The following is an 18,004-nucleotide window of genomic DNA, read 5'->3' as shown; positions in this document are numbered from 1 at the left end:
GCGATTGCCCGGCAGGGACATCTTCAGCCGCCTTTCGCACAGCCTCTTCCGACTCCGTCAGGCCATCGCTCGAATCGTTGGCGTCACTGCCTTCGTCATGAATGTTCGTGGCTTTGGAGACTTGGCCACCTTGAGCGTTTGCCACGTCGAGCTTTGCTTCGTCGCGGTCCTCGGGCTTCTTGAGATAATCGTTGTAAGCGGGCATCGGCTTTTCCTTCCTTCGCCTGATCGTAAGGCAGTCTCAATTGCCGCCGATTATCGAGAAATTCGGGCCCATGAGACCAGTCTCGCGCGTCTTGGGGGCGTCCGCAGGCCCCCCTGCTCCGGAGTGCTTGCCGGCCGCCAGGCCCTCGGGGTCATCTGGCTCATAAGGCGGATGCGGACCCGTCGCGTTCTTTGACAGCGGGCTGGGGCCATTCAGCTTCTGACCCGCTTCGCCTGACTGCCCGGGGCGCTGCGGAGTCCTGTACTGCGCAGGAGCGTCCAGCTTCACGCCGGTCGGTTGGTCGTTCGACATGATTCCCTCCATGCTCTCCAGAAGGAACAGAAGCAATCACCTACGGTTCCATCGGCGACGAACCATTCCTGTTCCGCTCACGACGGCGAGATTTATTTTGGAACTTAGACGAGCAAATCGCCGTTTTCCTGGGCATCGCGGCACAGTCCGCATATCCTCAGGAGACCACCATGAAGAAGCTGATCATCGCTTCGTTGATCGCCACGGCGACCTCCTTCGGTGCCATGGCCCAGACGGCCACGACCTCCCCGGCACCGACGCCCGCGCCGGCGGACGCCAACGCCCCGCTGCCGGGCGCTAACAGCTTCACCGAGGGACAGGCGAAGAGCCGTCTCGAAGCAAACGGCTACACCAACGTGATGGACCTCAAGAAGGACGACAACGGCGTCTGGAAGGGCAAGGCGACCAACGCCGGCGCTTCGGTCAACGTCTCCGTCGATTATCGCGGCAACATCGTCAAGAACTGACGGATGCCCCTCTCACCACGACCTTTGGAGACGAACATGACTCGCACAATCACCCGTTCCTACGGCGACTACGAAACCGCCCGCTCGGCCGTCGAGCGGCTGGAAGAAGCCGGCATTTCCAGCAGCAACGTCAGCATCGTCGGCCGCAATGGCGACGGCGAAACCAACGCCGAGGAAGGCGCAGGGATCGGCGCGGGGGTCGGTGGCGCAGCCGGCCTGCTTGCCGGTTTGGGCATGCTGGCCATTCCGGGCATCGGCCCGGTCGTCGCGGCGGGCTGGCTGGCATCGACAGCTGCCGGCGCAGTCGCCGGCGCAGCGGCCGGCGGCCTGGTCGGCTCGTTTGTCAAGGAAGGACACGATGAGGACGAGGCGAATTATTACGCCGAGACTGTCCGTCGGGGCGGATCAGTCGTCTCTGTCCGTGCGGAGCCCGATCAAGTGTTGAACGTGGAGGCGATCCTCGACGGCGCGACACCGCTCGATCGGACTGCTCGCACTGCCGAGTACCGAAAGGACGGCTGGTCGCGCTTCGACGAAAACGCCGATCCCTATGATCGCGATGCCACTGCGTCGGGCCGGATGAGGCCGCCGGTCATCTGATCGGACTCTCATGGCAACGTATCAGGCCCTGGGGAAACCCCCGGGGCCTTTTCGTTAGGCCACCTCCTGCAGTCGCGAAAAACCGCAAAGCTCTACCTGACGGACGAAAAGGCCGTAGGCGTCAGAAACTGGCTGCTGATGTTGGCGACGATTGGCCCATCTTTTTCCGACTCGGTGCGCGCGGCGACCCATTCTAGGTCGGCGGCGAACGCCGACCATTTGGCCTCGCGCTCTGCCAACGATTCCCAGGCAAGTAGGTAGGTCAGGTCACAATTGGATTCGCCCACCAGCGTCGTCCAGAAGCCGGCCTGTCTGATGCCTTGCCGCTCCCATATCCGCAGCGTGTGGTTCTCGAAGCGCGAAAGCAGGTTAGGCAGGCGGCCAGGCAGAGTGCGGTAGATACGGAGTTCGTAGATCATCGTGGTTTCCTTACTTGGCCCTTGTCTCGCGCCTTTGCGATAACTGCGGGCTCGTCCGTCAGCGCACCGCGCCTTTCGGCCTTCTCCTGCTTTGTCGCATCGACATCGACCAGAGCGAGATCGACAGCTGTCGCCGCGTGGGAGCGCACTTTGTCGGCCGCAGCTTTCAATTGTTCCTCAGACAGCTCTGTCGCCACATATGCTGCGCGAAGATGTTCGGCTGTCGCAATTGCGCGCGTACGGGCTTCTGGCACCTGCATAGCCGCAAGGAGCGCAGGCACCCACATCGGGACGGGGACTTCGTCGCCGAGCCACTCGTGAACGCGTTTGGTGCGGCCATTGCAGAACAACTCGGCAAACCTCTTAGCGGTGAACTGCACCTCCTCGAGACCGAAGCGAAACTGAGCGCCGTCGATATGCTCGGACTTCGATCTTTGCACCTTAAGCGCGCTAGTCATTTCAATGCTCCCCGCTCGTGCCGTCAGCGCGCTTTGCCAGCCTGACGCCAGCGCCTCCACCGTTTTCGGGGATGAATTCGATTCCCGCCGATCGAAGCGCTTTCTCTATCGCGCCGAGGGTTGACGCTTTTGGGTCGGCCGCACCCCGCTCAATGTTGTTGAGCGCCGTCGTTGAGATACCCGCAGCAGCTGCCAATGCTGCTTGGGTAAGGCCAGTCATGGCGCGTGCGCCACGGATTTGCGAAGGCTGAATCATGATACCGATATAACGCGTACTTGTTTTTTTCTCAAGCCCGGTTGACGTCTATATGAGTAGAGGCTATATCAAGCTCACTTGATAAATTATCAAGCGGAGCGAAAAATGTCTCTTGTCTCGAAAACGGCAACCAGCAGTATCACCTTTGACCGCGTCGCCATCATGCGCCGCGCCTACCACCATGCCCGGTTTGCTCTGGAGCTGTGCCGCGTTCGCCGCGAGGGCGCTGCTGAGCGCAACCGCATCCTGTCCCGCAGCCTGTCCAAGGCATGGGCTGAAGCGAAGGGCGAGGCCGATCATCTGCGCCGCGTTGCCGAGACGATGGCCGCCGTGCAGGCGAGCCTCGCCGCCCGCGCTGCCGAAAGCGTCGCGCTCGCCTCTCGCTACGGCCACGACGCCGATGCGATCCGCGCCGAAATCGAGGGCGAGCACTACCGGCAGCACATGAACTTTGCCGCCGTCGATCGGCTGCAGGCCGCGCTCGCGACTGTCTCGGGGGCGCGGTCGTGAGCTTCTGGCGCTTTCCGCCGCCACCGACGCAGCGCATCAGCGCCCGGCTGCCCGGCATGGTGTGCTCGTTCTGCGGGTCCGATGAGGATCAGGCCAGTCAGTTCTGGACCGGCCGGATCATCAGCATCCAGCACAAGCGCCGGACCATCTGTGAGAGTTGCATCGAGTACGCCGATGAGATGGCCGAGTGCGCCCGCCTCGCGCGCCAGCCCGCCAAACCCAAACCCGGCAACCGCCGCATCCCCAGCCGCTGAGCCTCTCGGGAGCCAGATCGATGACCTACGACCTCAACGACATCATCCACGACGTGACGCAGCTCGGGCACCTGCTCGACGCGCTCCACGACACCGTCAGCGACATGGAGTGCGACCGTGACGCTCGCCCGCAGGAGGCAAAGCAGATCGACCGCGCCAACGGCCTCGCTGCCATTGCTCGCGACCTCTGCGAACGCATAGCGGACCAGACCAGCGGCAACTTCGCCCGCCTGAGCCGGCCTGCCGGACACGCCATTCCCGCTCACGCCTGACCGACCCTCGCACCACTGGAGAGACCCGATGTCGAACGCACCCGTTCCGGCAGCCGCTACCGGCTTGCCCAAATCCACCCGCCGCGCCTTCATGGCCTCGGCAGCTGCCCTCTCGGCTGCAGCGCCGGTCTCGATCGGTTTGGCCGCGAGCGCCGCTCGCGATCCGGTCTTCGCCGCCATCGCCGACTGGCATCGAGTCGATGCGGAATGGCTCGCCAAGCTGGAGATCTACGGCGAGGCCGAGAGCGCATGCAAAGCCGAGAACGCCCTGTTTGGCGCGCGCATCGATGTCGAAATCTGCGGCGTGCCGTTCTCGTTCAAGACCAACGAGGAAATCTCGTATTTCCTGAACACGCTGCCCAACCGTGGCGCGTCCGCGACCGAGAACGTCGAGCAGATGCAGCAGGCTGGCCAGCGCTTTCGCGACGCCCTGGAGGGCGAGCGCAAGCGTGTCGAACAGGTTCGCTCACAGCACGCCATCGATTTGCTGGACGCGCAGGCTCAGACCGCCAGCGATGTCGCAACCGCCGCCCTCGTGCGCGTCGTCGAGACCGTGCCCACGACTCTGCCCGGCATCCGCGCGCTCGCCGAGTTCATGGCCGAGCCGGAACGCGTGCATGACAACCTTTTCGAGACCGGCCTCGCGTCGCTGGCGGAAGCCTGCCGCGCCGTGCTTCCGGCTGCCTGAGCCGCAGTCCTTCATCCCCATACAGGAGCCAAGAGCATGCAGACCAGTTCCCGCCGCGCCGTCGTCGCGACCGCCCTTGCAGGCCTTGTCGCCGGCTGCGCCCCCCCTCGCGGTGGCGTCGGCTTCGCCCGATGCCGAATTGCTCCAGCTCGGAGCGGAATTCGAACGCATCATCACCGAGGGGGACGCGCTATGGACGCGCTACCTCGCGACCCAAGATGGATCGGGAGAATCCAGCGCCCTTGAAATGAAATGTGAGGCGTTCTGGCCGCACTCCGAGGCGCTGGCCAGCAGCATCATGGCCGTGCAGCCCGCGACCTTGGCCGGGCTCGCCTTGTGGGCACGTGTCATGCTCTGGCGCTTCGATCCGACCCTTCGCGGCATCGTTGCCAAGCCTTCCGAGAGCTTGTCCGAATACGGTGTCAATGAAGCCTACGCGCTAGCCGCCGCAATCGAGCGCCTTGCCTTCGCTTCCGATGGGCTGGCGTCATGAGCGCCGCCTGCATCTCCGCACGCGCCCGCATACCCAACCCGTTCGCCAGGGCGAAGGCCGATCCCGTCTTCGCGGCGATCGAGCGTTGGCGCCTCCTTTGGGACGCCCACACGGCAGCGTGCGCGATCGAAGACCCCGACACCTGCGACGCTGCGGCGGCGCTGACACATGGCCCGGCCTATGCGGCGCTTGCCGAGGTATACCGCACCCCGCCGACAACTCGCGCAGGCCTGCTCGCGGTCATGTCCGCGATGCTGGAGGCGGACGGCCAACATCTCAAGCTGATCGGCCCGATCGACAAAAACGGCGATGACGCGACGCGCGGCCTTGTCGCCGTCTTCCATCATGCCCACCGCCTGCTGGAGTCCGAAGCATGAGCATCGTGGATTTCACCGCCGCCGCCGTCGCGCGCTAAAGCGGCCCCGCTCACGCCCGGCGACCTCAACGATCAGTTGGAGCCGCTCCATACTAAGCGCCACGACGTTTGCGACCTATGCCCAGATTAGCCCGTCTTGAGCTGAGGCATCTCTGTGCACACGACACTCTCTATCGGCTCGCCCAGTTCGTTCAGCATTTTCCACTGTTTTAGATCCGGGTCAAAGAGTAACGACGGGAGATTTTGCTCACGCGGGACCAGCTTCCGACTTTGCTTGACGTACTGTCGAGCTGTGCCTCCGACTTCAACTGTAACCTCTCCCGCTTCGTTTGCCTTCTCAATCACGATACGCCCGGCCTTGAACTGGCAAGTGTAAATTGGATCTACGACCGGCTCGCTGTTTGCCATCCCTAAGCCAAGGGACACGATTATAGCCGCGATTTGAAAGATCATGACACTCTCCTGGGGCCACTCTTTTTATACGCCCATCATACGCCGTGGCCGTTTAGAAGTTCCGAGTTCGTAGCCTCGCTAGTTAGGCTAACTCACTCAGTATGAACGGTTATTCATGGAACCACTGAGTGGGATGCATGTTTTCCCTGTGCTGGGGTTTCATAGCCAAAATGACAAAGGGAGATGAACCATGATCAAGAATCTGGCCGTTATCGCTGCTCTCGCCCTCGTGCCGGCAACAGCGTTCGCTCAGTCGAATCAGGGAGCAGCGGGCGGTGCTGCTGCAGGGGCAGCCACCGGTGCAGTAGGTGGTGCAATCGTCGGCGGGCCGGTCGGCGCTGCAGTCGGCGGAGTTGGTGGTGCTGTCGGCGGCGCAATCGTCGGGGGGATCAGCGCCGACAATCAGACCGAGTTCCGGACGTACGTGAAAGAGCAGCACGTCACCTCAGTTCCTTACAGGGAGAAGGTTGTCGTCGGCGCTACCCTCCCGGACACGGTGACCTACCGCGAGGTCCCGGCGAAATACGGCAAGACGGAGTACCGTTACACCGTCATCAATGATCAGACGGTTCTCGTCGAACCCAAAACCCGCAAGATTGTTCAGATCATCGAATAATCGAGCAGAGCCCACCCTTCACAGGGTGGGCTCCCTATGATTTGCCAGAAGGGACCGCCCGAACAACGCCCCCCAGCGGGCCTTATGGCAATGAGGGTCGCCAGACCAACCTGGGCGATTTGCCGCTATCATAAAACGAAAAGCGGACGCAATACGGCGGAAGCCAGCTCGCTGTTGACCCCTCTGCGGTCCTCTAACCAACCCAACGCTTGCTCTTTCCTAACGAACGTCTTGCGGCGCGGCCCATCGTCGCCGAGCCAGTCGAGCGCCCAAGCATCCGGAGTCCCCCCCGCAATCCGCTTCAGCTCAAGGACCAAATCCCTATGGTTCGTCAGCGGCTCAAGAGCTTCAATTGCTCGCGCAAGAAGCGCGGTGCTGGCTTCTAATGAATTGCCCCCACCGCTACCTTCGGCTTCACTCATCGCGACCATTCCATGTTTGTCGCCGGCAACGAAAGGCTGGGGTTTAGGTTCCCCCTATCCATATCTTGGACACCGTCGCGCGATCTATGTTGCTCCGCAACGTGCATTGCGGTTAGACGCGGTCATTGCCTCGCTGATCGGCGTGGTCGATGCGATCGACGGCGATAACGATCTGGAGCCCTACTTCGCTGGCGGCCCAGTGCGAATGGACGAAGCCGAGCCAGACCACGGCGACGAGCGAATAACCGCTTGCGAGAGCGCCGAGCGGGGTTTGGCAACACGCCGCTCAGCGGCCATGGCAACGATGAAGACGACGACCGCGAGCGTGAGGTAGCCGCCGGCTGAGGACGCGACATCCCTCAGCCGGCGGCAGCGCATCGCGCCGGGGGGGCTGGTCGCTAAGCGCATAGCGTGAACTGGAGCGGTGGAACCCGATGTCAATTCCCGCGATGGGCGTAAATCACAGGGGCGGCTTGGCTGATGGGATGAACGAACAGCGCGGCACTCGCCATCTCTATCGCGGGCATCGGTATCAGGAGCGAGATTTTTTCCATTTTGCGTATTTGGTTTCGGTTGCAGAAGTCCTGCCACTGCACGCCGCTGCAAAACCCCTTCGGCAGCGGCATCTTTTTTTATGCAACCGCAGGATTTACTCGTTCCAGCTTTTAGGCTGCTGGCTCGGATTTTCTTCTCAACACCGCAGTCGCATCTGACCAACCAAAGTGTCGCATTTGCGGGCGGTTTATTTGAGAAGCTGACAACACTCCAGCGCCCAAATTTTTGCCCGGTCAGATCGACTCTTGTCGTCAAGGTAAGATCAGAATCATGTCCGACGCTGCAGCGTTAAGACGCTTTGCGCGCCTTCCCCTTCGTGATTTTCGTTCCAGTTTTACGCCCAAGCCCGCTCGACAACGCGAGTGCCGATCGTCGCTCAGCATAGGCCGGCGCAACCATCGGGTAGTCTGGGGGCAGGTTCCACTTGGCACGATACTGATCGGGCGTCAGGCCGTACTTGCTCGTGATGTGGCGCTTGAGTGTCTTGAACCGTTTGCCATCTTCGAGACAGATGAGGTATTCCGGCGTGATCGAACGCTTGATCGAGACCGCAGGAATTTGGGGCGCGGATGGCGCAACGACTTCCGAAGCTCCAAGGCCGCCAAGAGACGAATAAATGCTCGCAATCAAAGCGGGAAGTTCGGACTGAGGGATACTATTTCGTCCGACAAAGGCCGAAACGATTTCGACCGTAAGCTCAAGAAGATTGTTTTCTTTATACTCCATATTGCCCCCCCCCGCACGTTAAACTGATTCTATTATGGCGAGATTATGCGCCTTACGACTCGTTGCAAGTTCTCAATCGGCGATGATTCAGAAATTTTAACGGTAGCTCCGGCGGAGAGCCGTCTGAGCGTGACCAATCATGTATGACGACTGCTAGCGATTGTGCCAGACGCCGCCTGAGCCCGGCTTGGGCCGCGCCGCTCTTCCTAACTCTTTCCTGTGTCCAGATCAGTTCGACGCGTTGATGAGTGGCGAGGTCGACAAGAGCATTATGTGACAGACGCCGCCACCGCTTCGGGAGTGGATCGTGTGGAAGCAGGTCAACAATGGCCAGGGCGATGGCGATCCGGCGACAGTCGAGCCAAGTGGCTAGGCCTCAGGCTCCGCGCTACACCTTTATTCAACAGACTCCTAGACGACGGCGGCGTTGGCGAAGTCCACCGAACGGGAGATTAGGCCGGCCTAAGCCGTGATTTGGCCGACGCGCCGTAAAGCCGTCCACCTTCATAGTCGCAGTGTAGACGAGTGTCCCATCAGCGCGGCTGGCACTCACCTTGAACGTCCTATTGTCCCTGCCAGGCAGATGATCCCTCGCCATGTCGGGCAGAGCCGCCAGCACTGCGGTACGGGCCGCCTCGTCGTCGGCAAACTCAAACCCTTCATCGTCGATCGCGACGGTGTCGCCGTTGTTGGTGTCGATGAAGTAGACTGGCATGAGGCGCTACGACGCAGAACGCTTTGCGCTCGCTTGCCGCCTCGGCTTCCTCCGGCTCGTGGGCCGACGTTTAGCGCCATCCTTCTTGAGGTCGCTGTAGCGGTCCAGCGCCAACCCCACGACGCCAGCGAGCAAGCCCGGTGCGCCGAGGCGGGAGATCAGCAGGGAGAGCGGTATTGCAAGCTTCGGCGGATATTTGCCTGCGGCGATATCGCGGGCGATCCACAAGCCGGCGAGTTGGACGAGTAGCGGCAATGGCTTGTTCCTGCTGTGACTATGTCACGAGCCAACCCACGATCGGGGCCGCTGTTCCTCATTGACGGCCACCATCTCGAAAACAATAATATGGCGGTGTCTCGGTGCGGCATTCAGTCGCCGCCAACCGTAGGTCTTCATCGGCGGCCGGCGAACTAAAAGTTGGCCTATTTGTTGGCCGATAATGAATGTCGCGTCGAAAAAGTAAAACGAAATCAAACGTCTAGAAGTCGAATGTGGACCCGGCCAGGGGCACCACAGCCGGTTTCGACAGCCGGAGCGGTCTTGCGCATTCTCCTGATCAATCCCAACACGATGCCGGAGATGACCGATCTGGTCGTCCGGGTCGTCACGCCGCATCTCCCGGCCGGTGTCACGCTCGTCCCCGCCACCGGCCGCTTCGGGGCGCAATACATCGCCAGCCGCAGCGCCGGAGCGATCGCGGCCCATGCGGCGCTGGAGGCCTATGCCGAGCATGGCGGGGCATGCGATGCGGTCTATCTCGCCTGCTTCGGCGATCCCGGACTGTTCGCGCTGAAGGAACTGGCCGAGGTGCCGGTCATCGGCATGGCCGAGGCGAGCTGCAAGGTCGCGGCGCAAAAGGCCGATCGCTTCTCGATCGTCACCGGCGGCGAGCGCTGGGGGCCGATCCTGCACGAGTTCGTCGCCATGCTCGGACTGGGCGAGCGCCTCGCGGCGGTCGAGACGGTCGCCCCCACCGGGGCCGATATCGCGCGCGATCCCGACGGCTCGATCGCCCTGCTCGCACAGGCCTGCGCGACAACGGCGGCGCGCGATGGCGCCGGCGCAGTCATCCTCGGCGGAGCCGGCCTTGCCGGTCTCGCCGCCCGCGTCCAGCCCTTCGTCGATATACCCGTGCTCTGCTCGGTCGAGACCGGCATCGCAGCGGTGCTGGCGGCCATGCGCGACAGGCCTGCCAAGCCTACGGCCGGCGATCTCGCCTTGCCGCCGCCGGTCGGCAGCACCGGATTGTCGGCGCGTCTTGCGAAACTCCTGGCAGGAGCCTGAGCGGTCTCAGCCCTTCGCGGTCAGCGACACGCTATTCTGCGCGGCGACGAAGTCCGACAGCATCGGCACATAATCGTCGCCCTTGCCCTGGGCGACGGCCGCCGCAAACACGTTCTTCACGGCGTTGCCGACCGGATTGGGCATGCCGGCCGCGTTCGCAACGCTTTCGAGATAGCGCACATCCTTCAGCGCATTCACCAGCGTGAACTTGTGAGCGTCGCGGTCGCGCTCGAGCACATACTGGAAGAAGGTCTGGTAGAAGCCGCAATCCATCCGGCTGCCGCGCAGCACGCTGTCGAAGGTCTGCGGGGTGATGCCGATCTTCTGCGCCAGCGTCAGCGCCTCCGCGTAGATCGCCGCATAGCCCATCGAGAGGAAGTTGTTCAAAAGCTTCATCTTGTGGCCATCGCCGACCGGGCCGAGATGCACCACCTTCTGCGCCCAGGCCTCGCAGGCCGGCCTGATGCGGGCAAACACCTCAGGGCTTGCGCCGACCATCGCCGAAAGCTGGCCGAGCGCGGCTTGAGCCGGCGTGCCGCCGAGCGGCGCATCCGCCAGATGCAGGCCCCTGGCCTCCAGCTCGGCTGCGATCCTGACGGTCGAACCGGGGTCGGAGGTCGAACAGTCGACGATTACGGTGCCGGGTTTCGCGCCCGCGATGATGCCGTTGGGACCGTTCACGACAGCCTCGACCTGCGCCGAACCAGTCACGCACAGGAAGATGATGCTGGCGTTGGCTGCGAGCTCCCGGGGCGTCTTCGCCTCCTTCGCACCGGCCGCGACCAGGACCTCGACCGGCTTGCGGTTGCGATGCCCCATCACGGTCAACGTGAAGCCCTTGTTGAGCAGGCTCTGGGCCATGCCCTGGCCCATCAGCCCGACGCCGATGAAGCCGACGGCCTCCTTGCTAGCGCTCATCTTCAAATTCTCCCGTTTCTGTGAGATTGACTAGGGTCGAGTGACGGAATGACCGGGCCGCGGACTGCTCGCAAGGTCTTGATTCCGCTTCCGGAGAAGCGCGCCATGACCACCAGCGGGCCCCCGCCCGAAGCCGGAATGCCGACGGAAGGCCCGGCTCTCGCAGGCCTCGGCGGTCGCGGACGGGTCACGCTGCAGATCATCGCGGACCATCTCCGCGTTTCGACCGCCACCGTGTCGCTTGCCCTGCGCGACTCGGCGCTGGTGGCCGAGGCGACCCGCGTCAGGGTTCAGCAGGTCGCCCGCGAGATGGGCTACAGCTACAACCGCAGCGCCGCCTCGCTGCGGACCGACCGCACCAACATCCTCGGCGTCGGCTTCCACGACATCACCAACCCGTATTTCGCCGAGTTGCTCGCCGCGATCGAGGAGACCGCCGCAGCCCATGGCCGTTCGATCCTGCTGGGCACCTATGCCGAGAATCTCGAGCGGCAGGACCGGGTGCTGAACACGCTGAAGGAGTACCGGCCCGACGGCATGATCATCTGCGCGGCCGGCGGCAGTGTGAAGGAGACCTTTGGCCATCTGATCGCCGCAGGCGTGCCGCTGGTCCAGCTGTCGCGCGAGATTCCCGGGCTCGACCTCGATTTCGTCGGCTCCGACGATCGTCAGGGCACGCTTCTGGCGATGGAGCATCTGATCGCGCTCGGCCATCGCCGGATCGCCTTCCTCGGCGAAAGCCAGCTGATCTCGACCGGGCGCAAGCGCTATGCCGGCTATTGCGAGACGCTGGCGCGCCACGACATGCCGCTCGACCCCGCCATCGTCCATTCCGCCTATGGCACGCGCGAGAACGGCCTGAAGGGCGTCCAGGCGGTGCTCGATGCGCCGGACCCGCCGACGGCCGCGATCTGCTTCAACGACCTGACCGCCTTCGGCGCGATGCTCGGCCTGCGCCATCGCGGGCTGGAGGCCGGCGTCGATTTCTCGCTCGTCGGCTGCGACGATGTTCAGGAAGCGGCGCAATGGTATCCGGCCCTGACCACGATCAAGAACTTCCAGGAGGAGATGGGCCGGAAATCCGCCGAGTTCCTGCTGAAGCGCATCGCCGATCCCCATGCGCCGGTCCGGCGGCTGATGCTGACGCCCGAGCTGGTGATCCGCGCGACGACCGCCCCGCCGCGCAACTAGGAAACGCTCACGGGTCATTCGCGGGCTTGGCGTTCAAAGCGCGGTAGGCCCGCACCACCTGCGAATCGTCGCGCGCGCCATGGCCGAGTCCAGACGTCGCGAGGAACATCTGGTGGGCCGCCGCGGCCAGCGGCAGCGCGGTCTTCGCAGCGCGCCCGGCATCGAGCACGATGCTCAGATCCTTGACGAAGATGTCGACCGCGCTGGTCACCGCCGGATCAGGCTCATGCATGCGCGGGCCGCGATCCCTGAGCATCCAGGATGAAGCGGCCGAGCCACCCATGATCTCGAATAGCACGCGCCCGTCGACGCCGGCCTTCTCCGCCAACGAAAGCGCCTCGGCGGCTGCCGCGATATGGACGCCGCAGAGCAGCTGGTTGACCGTCTTCACCACCGCACCCTGCCCGGCCCTCTTGCCGACATGGAAGACCTTGTCGCCCATCGTGTCGAGCACGGGCTTGGCGAGCGAGAAACTGTCATCGGGCGCGCCGACCATGATGGTCAGTGTTGCCGCACGCGCCCCGACGACGCCGCCCGACACCGGCGAATCGACGAAATGCCGGCCGCTTTTCACCACCTCGGCGGCGATCGCCTCGACCTCGCCGGGGGGGCAGGTCGCCATCAGCATGATGACGGCGCCGGGCGCGAGAGCATCGAGCGCACCGGCCTCGAACAGCACCGAGCGCGCCTGGGCCGCATTGACCACCATCAGCACGAGCGCTTCAGCCCCGACCGCGGCTTCGGCCGCGCTGGCCGCTCCGTGGCCACCGACGGCGACCAGCGCCTCGCGCGCGCTTTCGCGCATGTCGAAGCCGGTCACGCGGAACTGGCGCTTGACCAGATTCTCGGCCATCGGCGCGCCCATTGCGCCGAGGCCGACGAAGGCGATGGATGTGATCGACATTCAGCGAGTCTCTTTCAGCACGGCCGTCATCCTGGACAAGCGGCGAAGCCGCGTCGATCCGGGATCCATCATAGGGCTCGACGGCACTCTATGATGGGTCCCGGCACTCCGCTTTGCTCCGGCCAGGATGACGGAGAGGCCATGATGACGGGCGGATCCAGACCGGAGCTGATTACTCCTTCACCGCCCCGGTCATCGCCGACACGTAGTGCTCGACGAAGAAGGCGTAGAGGATGACGAGCGGCAGCGAGCCTGCCAGCGCGCCGGCCATCAGCGAACCCCAGCGATAGATGTCGCCGTCGACGAACTCGTTCACGATCGCGACCGGCACCGTCTTGTTCTGCGTCGAGGACAGGAAGGTCAGCGCGTAGATGAACTCGTTCCAGCACAGGGTGAAGGAAAATATGAAGGCCGAGATCAGACCGGGGATCGCCAGCGGCAGGACGATCTTGGTCAGGATCTGCCAGCGCGTCGCGCCGTCGATCAGAGCGCATTCCTCGAGCTCGAACGGGATCGTCTTGAAGTATCCCATCAGCAACCAGGTCGAGAACGGGATCAGGATCGTCGGATAGACCAGGATCAGCGCCAGCGGCGAGTCGAACAGGCCGACGCTGTAGATCACCGTCGCCAGCGGGATGAACAGGATCGAGGGCGGTACGAGATAGGCCAGGAAGATCAGTGCGCCAACGGTCTGCGCACCCTTGAAGCGCAGGCGCACGATCGCGTAGGCCGCAAGCACGCTGGCGACCAGCGAGATGAAAGTCGCGCAGGTCGCGATGAACATCGTGTTCCAGAGCCAGCGCGGATAGTCGCTCTCGAACAGCAGCTTGTGGATGTGCTTGAAGGTCGGCTGCCAGGTCCAGAACGGACTGACCCGCTCCATGTCGATGAGCTGATTATCGGGTTTTATCGCCGTCAGCGCCATCCAGTAGAACGGGAACAGCAGCACGATCAGGATCAGGAACAGCGGTATATAGGTCGTGACGACGCGTCGCGGCAGCGTCTCCAGATAGGCCATGCCCTCGCTGTGATCTTGGGTGGCGGCGCGCCCGGCGCCGGCGTCGATGGTTTCAGCGCTTTGCATCGGCTTGCTCCGAAAACCGGCAACCACTTTTCGGGCCGATGCTAGTCATTGCTGCCGCCCTGCTGCCATTTGCGTGTCTGGAGCCCGTACCAGGCGATGCCGATCGCCGCGAGCAGGAACGGGATCATTGCGGTCGAGATCGCCGCACCCTCGCCGAGTTGGCCGGCGATGATCGCGCGCTGATAGGACAGCGTCGCCATCAGATGCGTGGCATTGACCGGCCCACCGCGGGTCAGCGCCCAGATCAGCTGGAAATCGGTGAAGGTAAACAGCACCGAGAAGGTCATCACCACCGCGATGATCGGTGTCAGCAGCGGATAGGTGATGTGGCGGAAGCGCTGCCAGGGTGTCGCACCGTCGAGCGTGGCCGCCTCGTAAAGCGACGGAGACACCGTCTGCAGTCCGGCCAGCAGCGTGATCGCGATAAAGGGCACCCCGCGCCAGACATTGGCGAAGATGGTCGACCAGCGCGCATTCCAAGGGTCGCCGAGGAAGTCGATATTGCCTGTGATCCAGCCCAACTTCCGGAACGACCAGGACACGATCGAAAACTGCGAATCATAAATCCACCAGAACGCGATCGCCGAGAGCACAGTCGGCACGATGAAGGGGATCAGGATCGCGGCACGGATCAGCGCCTTGAACGGCAGGTGCTTGTTAAGCAGCAGCGCCAGATAGAGCCCGATCACGAACTTCGCGGCACTGGCGACCACCGTGTAGAGCAGCGTGTTGAAAACCGAGGTCCAGAAGACCTTGTCGTCCGACAGCCATTCGTAGTTCTCGAGCCCGATGAACTCACCCGCTCGCCCGATCTTGGTGTCGGTGAAGGACAGCCACACGCCCAGCCCCAGCGGGTAGGCGAGAAAGAGCAGCAGGATGCCCGCAGCAGGCACCATGTACCAGAACCCCAGCCAGTTGCGGCTGGAACGCAGGCGTTGCCACGGTGTCCGCTCTCTCGAGCCGCGTGCAACGGGGGCGGCCAAATCGATTGCTGAATTCGTCATCATATCTCCGGCGTCGCTGCGGACGAAGTCGCACTGACACGCCTGCAAAGGCAGCGACGGCCCGCCATGGCGGGCCGTCGCGACGATGATGGTCAGCGATAGATGCGCTTCGCCTGACGCTCGGCTCCGGCGATTGCGCCCTTCACATCCTCGCGGCCCGTGACGTAGTTCGCGAACATGTCGACGACGATGAAGTCGGCAACGGCAGCCGCAGCCTTCTCGCCGAGGGTGCCGAGGCCTGCCGGCGTCAGCGTACGCTTGGAAACGTCGCGATAAGGCGTCGTCTTGGGATCGGCAGTCCAGACCGGGTTGGAGTCGTACTCGCCGAGGAAGTGCGACAGGTAGCCCTGCGCTGCGCCGATCCACGGATTGAACTGCGCCGCATCCATCATGAAGGCGGTGAACGCCTTGCAGGCATTGGGGAACTTGGTGAAGTTGAAGGTCAGAACCGGGAAGGTCAGATGCAGCTCGGTCGGCTTGCCGACGGGGCCGACCGGCATATAGGCGTGGTTCATGTCCTTGGCGATATCGGAGTTCGCACCCTTCGCCGTGACATAGATCGAGATGCCGTTGTTGGTGCAGTAGAGCTCCCCGGCGAGGAACGCCTTGTTGTTCGACGAATCGTTCCAGGACGCGGTGCCGGGAACGAAAGTCTCGTAGAGCTGCTTGCCGTATTCCAGCGCCTTGGCCGTCTCGGGCGAGTTGATGACGACCTTGTCCTTCTCGTCGACCAGGTTGCCTCCGAAAGTCCAGAGCAGCCAGTGCAGCCAGCCATTGGCGTCGCCCGAGGCGTGGCCGAAGGCCATGCCGGCGGGCGTGTTGTTGGCCTTCAAGGCCTTGCAGAGCTCAAGGAATCCGGCTGTGTCCTTGGGGAATTCCTTGAAGCCTGCCTTCTCCGTCGCCGTGATGCGATAGTTCATCAGCGCGCCGGTGGTCGCGACCGGAATGGCGATCCATTTGTTGCCGGACTTGCCGTACTTTTCGGCTGCCGGGAACCAGCCGCCATGGGCCTTGCCGAGGTAGTTGGCGACATCCGTGACGTCCAGGCACTTGTTCGACAACAGGTGGGGCAGCGAATACAGACCCCAGACCATGTCGAGGCCCTGGCCGGTATTGGCCACGACCGACGCCTTGGGCTGCAGATCGTCGTAGGATTCGTTGGTGATGGTGATCTTCGCGCCGGTCGCCTTCTCGAAGGCGCCGACGATCTTCATGAACTCGACGTCTTCGGCTTCGACGAAGCGCTTCCAGCGCATCAGGTTGATCTTGGCGTTGGGCTCGGCCTTGAACGGCGCGGCCTGGGCCCAGGCCTTGGCATAGTCGAGCAGGTTCGTGCCGGCCCCGAGGCCGAGCGCAGCGCCACCCTTGAGCAATGATCTGCGGTCGAAATTCATCTGTTTTCTCCCTGGGATTGATCGAGCGGCTCTTGGCGGCCGTATTGAACCGGATTGTCCGGTTAGGCTTTCGGCCTGCCGCGCCAGGCGGCGGGGCAGGCCTTGATCTTGGTAGCAGCGCCCGCCGTGCCGGCACGGCCGGACGCGCCTCAGTCGATGCGCTTGCCGGTGGCGGCGTCGAACAGATGCGTGACGGCGGTATCGGGCGTGATCGTGATGGTTTCGCCGGGCTTGGCGGTGATGCGCTCGCGGAAGACGCAGGTCAGGTTCTGGCCGCCGCAACGCACGATGACCTGGGTCTCGGACCCCATCGGCTCGATCACCACGACCTCGGCCTTCAGACCGTTCGGGTCGAGCTGGATATGCTCGGGGCGGATGCCGAACACGGCCGCCTTGCCGTTCGAACCCGCCGGATGCGTGCCGATCGGCCAGACCACGCCACCTTCGGTCTCGAAGCCGCCGGCCGTGATCGTGCCCTTGAGCAGGTTCATCGAGGGCGAGCCGATAAAGGCCGCCACGAACAGGTTGTTGGGCCGGTCGTAGAGATCGAGCGGCGCGCCCATCTGCTCGACGATGCCGTCATGCATCACCACGATCTTGTCGGCCATGGTCATGGCCTCGATCTGGTCGTGGGTGACGTAGACCGTCGTGGTCTTCAGGCGCTGGTGCAGTTCCTTGATCTCGGTGCGCATCTGCACGCGCAGCTTGGCGTCGAGGTTGGAGAGCGGCTCGTCGAACAGGAAGACCTGCGGATCGCGCACGATGGCGCGGCCCATGGCGACGCGCTGGCGCTGTCCGCCCGAGAGCTGGCGGGGAAACCGGTCGAGCAGTTTCTCGAGACCCAGGATACCCGCCGCCTTGCCGACGCGCTCGTCGATCTCGGCCTTGGGCGCCTTCCGGAGCTTCATCGAGAAGGCCATGTTGTCGGCCACCGTCATGTGCGGATAGAGCGCGTAGTTCTGGAACACCATCGCGATGTCGCGCTCTTTGGGCGGCACGTCGTTGACGACGCGCGGACCGATGCGGATTTCGCCCCCGGAGATGTTCTCAAGGCCGGCGATCATGCGCAGCAGGGTCGACTTGCCGCAGCCCGACGGGCCGACGAGGATGACGAATTCGCCATCGCCGATGTCGATGTCGACGCCATGGATGACCTGCGTCGAGCCATAGGCCTTGCGCACGTCAGCGATCTGGACTGAGGCCATCTTTGAGCCTTCCCCTGGTCTTCTTCGTTTCCTCACGGATGCGGTGACCGCGCCATTGCGCGCTTCCACACCATCGCTTGATCGGCTTCTTGTGACCGACCGATGACAACGAACGCAATCCAGGCCGGGGCCTGTTGCGTCCGTTCACATCTGCGATAAAGTCATACGATATGCATGAGCGTGTCAAGCGCCGGACACGCAGCAAAAACGGGCTCTTGCCTCG

25 protein-coding genes and 1 pseudogene are annotated in these 18,004 nt (G+C 63.3%); 12 read left to right on the top strand and 14 right to left on the bottom strand.

Annotated features, from left to right (window positions below):
* A pseudogene (locus AC1DZY_RS17085) lies at positions 1 to 205 on the bottom strand (hypothetical protein); the annotation flags it as partial.
* Positions 206 to 687: 482 nt separating this feature from the next.
* Here AC1DZY_RS17085 and AC1DZY_RS17080 point away from each other — a divergent pair.
* Entirely contained in the window at positions 688 to 984 is a 297-nt protein-coding gene (locus AC1DZY_RS17080) for a PepSY domain-containing protein (RefSeq protein ID WP_476821331.1), read from the top strand.
* 3 nt (positions 985 to 987) lie between these two features.
* Positions 988 to 1,584 (top strand): hypothetical protein, encoded by a 597-nt coding sequence (locus AC1DZY_RS17075; protein ID WP_476821330.1) that lies wholly within the window; start codon positions 988 to 990, stop codon positions 1,582 to 1,584.
* A 92-nt stretch (positions 1,585 to 1,676) separates the two neighbouring features.
* On the opposite strand, the gene AC1DZY_RS17070 is transcribed toward AC1DZY_RS17075, so the two are convergent.
* The 3 genes from AC1DZY_RS17070 to AC1DZY_RS17060 are packed head-to-tail and all read right to left on the bottom strand — an operon-like array spanning position 1,677 to position 2,717.
* Positions 1,677 to 2,003 (bottom strand): NIPSNAP family protein, encoded by a 327-nt coding sequence (locus tag AC1DZY_RS17070; RefSeq protein WP_476821329.1) that lies wholly within the window; start codon positions 2,001 to 2,003, stop codon positions 1,677 to 1,679.
* Positions 2,000 to 2,461 (bottom strand): hypothetical protein, encoded by a 462-nt coding sequence (locus tag AC1DZY_RS17065; protein WP_476821328.1) that lies wholly within the window; start codon positions 2,459 to 2,461, stop codon positions 2,000 to 2,002. Before AC1DZY_RS17065 ends, AC1DZY_RS17070 begins: the two co-directional genes overlap by 4 nt.
* Before the next feature lies 1 nt (position 2,462).
* Entirely contained in the window at positions 2,463 to 2,717 is a 255-nt protein-coding gene (locus tag AC1DZY_RS17060; RefSeq protein WP_476821327.1) for a helix-turn-helix domain-containing protein, read from the bottom strand.
* Positions 2,718 to 2,822: 105 nt separating this feature from the next.
* Between AC1DZY_RS17060 and AC1DZY_RS17055 the strand changes: the two genes are divergently transcribed.
* The 6 genes from AC1DZY_RS17055 (at position 2,823) to AC1DZY_RS17030 (ending at position 5,311) form a co-directional block, all read left to right on the top strand.
* Complete coding sequence (locus tag AC1DZY_RS17055; protein WP_476821326.1) at positions 2,823 to 3,227, top strand: hypothetical protein; 405 nt, start codon at positions 2,823 to 2,825, stop codon at positions 3,225 to 3,227.
* A complete protein-coding gene (locus AC1DZY_RS17050) occupies positions 3,224 to 3,481 on the top strand; it encodes a hypothetical protein (RefSeq protein ID WP_476821325.1) in 258 nt (85 codons plus the stop codon). The genes AC1DZY_RS17055 and AC1DZY_RS17050 overlap by 4 nt, the downstream gene beginning before the upstream one ends.
* A gap of 20 nt (positions 3,482 to 3,501) precedes the next feature.
* Positions 3,502 to 3,753: a hypothetical protein gene (locus AC1DZY_RS17045; RefSeq protein WP_476821324.1), complete on the top strand. Its 252-nt coding sequence runs from the start codon at positions 3,502 to 3,504 to the stop codon at positions 3,751 to 3,753.
* A 28-nt stretch (positions 3,754 to 3,781) separates the two neighbouring features.
* Positions 3,782 to 4,441, top strand: a complete 660-nt coding sequence (locus tag AC1DZY_RS17040; RefSeq protein WP_476821323.1) for a hypothetical protein — start codon at positions 3,782 to 3,784, stop codon at positions 4,439 to 4,441.
* A 76-nt stretch (positions 4,442 to 4,517) separates the two neighbouring features.
* A complete protein-coding gene (locus tag AC1DZY_RS17035) occupies positions 4,518 to 4,934 on the top strand; it encodes a hypothetical protein (protein WP_476821322.1) in 417 nt (138 codons plus the stop codon).
* Complete coding sequence (locus tag AC1DZY_RS17030; protein WP_476821321.1) at positions 4,931 to 5,311, top strand: hypothetical protein; 381 nt, start codon at positions 4,931 to 4,933, stop codon at positions 5,309 to 5,311. Before AC1DZY_RS17035 ends, AC1DZY_RS17030 begins: the two co-directional genes overlap by 4 nt.
* Before the next feature lie 125 nt (positions 5,312 to 5,436).
* Here AC1DZY_RS17030 and AC1DZY_RS17025 read toward each other — a convergent pair whose 3' ends face one another.
* Complete coding sequence (locus AC1DZY_RS17025) at positions 5,437 to 5,763, bottom strand: hypothetical protein (RefSeq protein WP_476821320.1); 327 nt, start codon at positions 5,761 to 5,763, stop codon at positions 5,437 to 5,439.
* 190 nt (positions 5,764 to 5,953) lie between these two features.
* Here AC1DZY_RS17025 and AC1DZY_RS17020 point away from each other — a divergent pair, with 190 nt between their 5' ends.
* Positions 5,954 to 6,379, top strand: coding sequence for a DUF1236 domain-containing protein (locus AC1DZY_RS17020; RefSeq protein ID WP_476821319.1), 426 nt, complete (start codon positions 5,954 to 5,956; stop codon positions 6,377 to 6,379).
* Positions 6,380 to 6,507: 128 nt separating this feature from the next.
* On the opposite strand, the gene AC1DZY_RS17015 is transcribed toward AC1DZY_RS17020, so the two are convergent.
* A complete protein-coding gene (locus tag AC1DZY_RS17015) occupies positions 6,508 to 6,801 on the bottom strand; it encodes a hypothetical protein (RefSeq protein ID WP_476821318.1) in 294 nt (97 codons plus the stop codon).
* 434 nt (positions 6,802 to 7,235) lie between these two features.
* On the opposite strand from AC1DZY_RS17015, the gene AC1DZY_RS17010 reads away from it, so the two are divergent.
* The gene (locus AC1DZY_RS17010; protein WP_476821317.1) at positions 7,236 to 7,514 is read left to right on the top strand and encodes a hypothetical protein; all 279 of its coding nucleotides are present in this window, start codon (positions 7,236 to 7,238) and stop codon (positions 7,512 to 7,514) included.
* A gap of 130 nt (positions 7,515 to 7,644) precedes the next feature.
* On the opposite strand, the gene AC1DZY_RS17005 is transcribed toward AC1DZY_RS17010, so the two are convergent.
* Together AC1DZY_RS17005 and AC1DZY_RS17000 are read right to left on the bottom strand one after the other, a co-directional pair.
* The gene (locus AC1DZY_RS17005) at positions 7,645 to 8,082 is read right to left on the bottom strand and encodes a Ros/MucR family transcriptional regulator (protein ID WP_476821316.1); all 438 of its coding nucleotides are present in this window, start codon (positions 8,080 to 8,082) and stop codon (positions 7,645 to 7,647) included.
* A 400-nt stretch (positions 8,083 to 8,482) separates the two neighbouring features.
* On the bottom strand, positions 8,483 to 8,797 hold the full coding sequence (locus AC1DZY_RS17000) for a DUF6894 family protein (protein ID WP_476821315.1): 315 nt from the start codon (positions 8,795 to 8,797) through the stop codon (positions 8,483 to 8,485).
* 540 nt (positions 8,798 to 9,337) lie between these two features.
* Between AC1DZY_RS17000 and AC1DZY_RS16995 the strand changes: the two genes are divergently transcribed.
* Entirely contained in the window at positions 9,338 to 10,081 is a 744-nt protein-coding gene (locus AC1DZY_RS16995) for an aspartate/glutamate racemase family protein (protein ID WP_476821314.1), read from the top strand.
* Between the two features lie 6 nt (positions 10,082 to 10,087).
* Here the strand turns inward: AC1DZY_RS16995 and AC1DZY_RS16990 are convergent, their stop codons facing one another.
* Positions 10,088 to 11,005, bottom strand: a complete 918-nt coding sequence (locus AC1DZY_RS16990; protein WP_476821313.1) for an NAD(P)-dependent oxidoreductase — start codon at positions 11,003 to 11,005, stop codon at positions 10,088 to 10,090.
* A 99-nt stretch (positions 11,006 to 11,104) separates the two neighbouring features.
* Between AC1DZY_RS16990 and AC1DZY_RS16985 the strand changes: the two genes are divergently transcribed.
* On the top strand, positions 11,105 to 12,190 hold the full coding sequence (locus AC1DZY_RS16985; protein ID WP_476821312.1) for a LacI family DNA-binding transcriptional regulator: 1,086 nt from the start codon (positions 11,105 to 11,107) through the stop codon (positions 12,188 to 12,190).
* A gap of 7 nt (positions 12,191 to 12,197) precedes the next feature.
* On the opposite strand, the gene AC1DZY_RS16980 is transcribed toward AC1DZY_RS16985, so the two are convergent.
* The 5 genes from AC1DZY_RS16980 to AC1DZY_RS16960 all read right to left on the bottom strand — a co-directional run bounded on the left by AC1DZY_RS16980 (position 12,198) and on the right by AC1DZY_RS16960 (position 17,781).
* Complete coding sequence (locus AC1DZY_RS16980; protein ID WP_476821311.1) at positions 12,198 to 13,094, bottom strand: NAD(P)-dependent oxidoreductase; 897 nt, start codon at positions 13,092 to 13,094, stop codon at positions 12,198 to 12,200.
* Between the two features lie 172 nt (positions 13,095 to 13,266).
* Positions 13,267 to 14,178 (bottom strand): carbohydrate ABC transporter permease, encoded by a 912-nt coding sequence (locus AC1DZY_RS16975; RefSeq protein ID WP_476821310.1) that lies wholly within the window; start codon positions 14,176 to 14,178, stop codon positions 13,267 to 13,269.
* A gap of 41 nt (positions 14,179 to 14,219) precedes the next feature.
* On the bottom strand, positions 14,220 to 15,182 hold the full coding sequence (locus AC1DZY_RS16970; RefSeq protein WP_476821309.1) for a carbohydrate ABC transporter permease: 963 nt from the start codon (positions 15,180 to 15,182) through the stop codon (positions 14,220 to 14,222).
* Positions 15,183 to 15,274: 92 nt separating this feature from the next.
* Positions 15,275 to 16,576 (bottom strand): ABC transporter substrate-binding protein, encoded by a 1,302-nt coding sequence (locus AC1DZY_RS16965; protein ID WP_476821308.1) that lies wholly within the window; start codon positions 16,574 to 16,576, stop codon positions 15,275 to 15,277.
* Positions 16,577 to 16,725: 149 nt separating this feature from the next.
* On the bottom strand, positions 16,726 to 17,781 hold the full coding sequence (locus AC1DZY_RS16960) for an ABC transporter ATP-binding protein (protein ID WP_476821307.1): 1,056 nt from the start codon (positions 17,779 to 17,781) through the stop codon (positions 16,726 to 16,728).
* Positions 17,782 to 18,004: the final 223 nt, after the last annotated feature.

Source organism: Allobosea sp. P2_A10 (genome assembly GCF_056405115.1).
This window is presented reverse-complemented; position numbering and strand designations above follow the sequence as displayed.

What these genes read in the sequence shown, in the direction of transcription:
- AC1DZY_RS16975 (WP_476821310.1), bottom strand. Translation starts at nt 14,178, where the DNA reads ATGCAAAGCGCTGAAACCATCGACGCCGGCGCCGGGCGCGCCGCCACC.
- AC1DZY_RS17040 (WP_476821323.1), top strand. Translation starts at nt 3,782, where the DNA reads ATGTCGAACGCACCCGTTCCGGCAGCCGCTACCGGCTTGCCCAAATCC.
- AC1DZY_RS17080 (WP_476821331.1), top strand. Translation starts at nt 688, where the DNA reads ATGAAGAAGCTGATCATCGCTTCGTTGATCGCCACGGCGACCTCCTTC.
- AC1DZY_RS16985 (WP_476821312.1), top strand. Translation starts at nt 11,105, where the DNA reads ATGACCACCAGCGGGCCCCCGCCCGAAGCCGGAATGCCGACGGAAGGC.
- AC1DZY_RS17060 (WP_476821327.1), bottom strand. Translation starts at nt 2,717, where the DNA reads ATGATTCAGCCTTCGCAAATCCGTGGCGCACGCGCCATGACTGGCCTT.
- AC1DZY_RS17000 (WP_476821315.1), bottom strand. Translation starts at nt 8,797, where the DNA reads ATGCCAGTCTACTTCATCGACACCAACAACGGCGACACCGTCGCGATC.
- AC1DZY_RS17065 (WP_476821328.1), bottom strand. Translation starts at nt 2,461, where the DNA reads ATGACTAGCGCGCTTAAGGTGCAAAGATCGAAGTCCGAGCATATCGAC.
- AC1DZY_RS16970 (WP_476821309.1), bottom strand. Translation starts at nt 15,182, where the DNA reads ATGACGAATTCAGCAATCGATTTGGCCGCCCCCGTTGCACGCGGCTCG.
- AC1DZY_RS17075 (WP_476821330.1), top strand. Translation starts at nt 988, where the DNA reads ATGCCCCTCTCACCACGACCTTTGGAGACGAACATGACTCGCACAATC.
- AC1DZY_RS17010 (WP_476821317.1), top strand. Translation starts at nt 7,236, where the DNA reads ATGTCAATTCCCGCGATGGGCGTAAATCACAGGGGCGGCTTGGCTGAT.
- AC1DZY_RS17045 (WP_476821324.1), top strand. Translation starts at nt 3,502, where the DNA reads ATGACCTACGACCTCAACGACATCATCCACGACGTGACGCAGCTCGGG.
- AC1DZY_RS16965 (WP_476821308.1), bottom strand. Translation starts at nt 16,576, where the DNA reads ATGAATTTCGACCGCAGATCATTGCTCAAGGGTGGCGCTGCGCTCGGC.
- AC1DZY_RS17005 (WP_476821316.1), bottom strand. Translation starts at nt 8,082, where the DNA reads ATGGAGTATAAAGAAAACAATCTTCTTGAGCTTACGGTCGAAATCGTT.
- AC1DZY_RS17055 (WP_476821326.1), top strand. Translation starts at nt 2,823, where the DNA reads ATGTCTCTTGTCTCGAAAACGGCAACCAGCAGTATCACCTTTGACCGC.
- AC1DZY_RS17015 (WP_476821318.1), bottom strand. Translation starts at nt 6,801, where the DNA reads ATGAGTGAAGCCGAAGGTAGCGGTGGGGGCAATTCATTAGAAGCCAGC.
- AC1DZY_RS16960 (WP_476821307.1), bottom strand. Translation starts at nt 17,781, where the DNA reads ATGGCCTCAGTCCAGATCGCTGACGTGCGCAAGGCCTATGGCTCGACG.
- AC1DZY_RS17070 (WP_476821329.1), bottom strand. Translation starts at nt 2,003, where the DNA reads ATGATCTACGAACTCCGTATCTACCGCACTCTGCCTGGCCGCCTGCCT.
- AC1DZY_RS17025 (WP_476821320.1), bottom strand. Translation starts at nt 5,763, where the DNA reads ATGATCTTTCAAATCGCGGCTATAATCGTGTCCCTTGGCTTAGGGATG.
- AC1DZY_RS16980 (WP_476821311.1), bottom strand. Translation starts at nt 13,094, where the DNA reads ATGTCGATCACATCCATCGCCTTCGTCGGCCTCGGCGCAATGGGCGCG.
- AC1DZY_RS17020 (WP_476821319.1), top strand. Translation starts at nt 5,954, where the DNA reads ATGATCAAGAATCTGGCCGTTATCGCTGCTCTCGCCCTCGTGCCGGCA.
- AC1DZY_RS17030 (WP_476821321.1), top strand. Translation starts at nt 4,931, where the DNA reads ATGAGCGCCGCCTGCATCTCCGCACGCGCCCGCATACCCAACCCGTTC.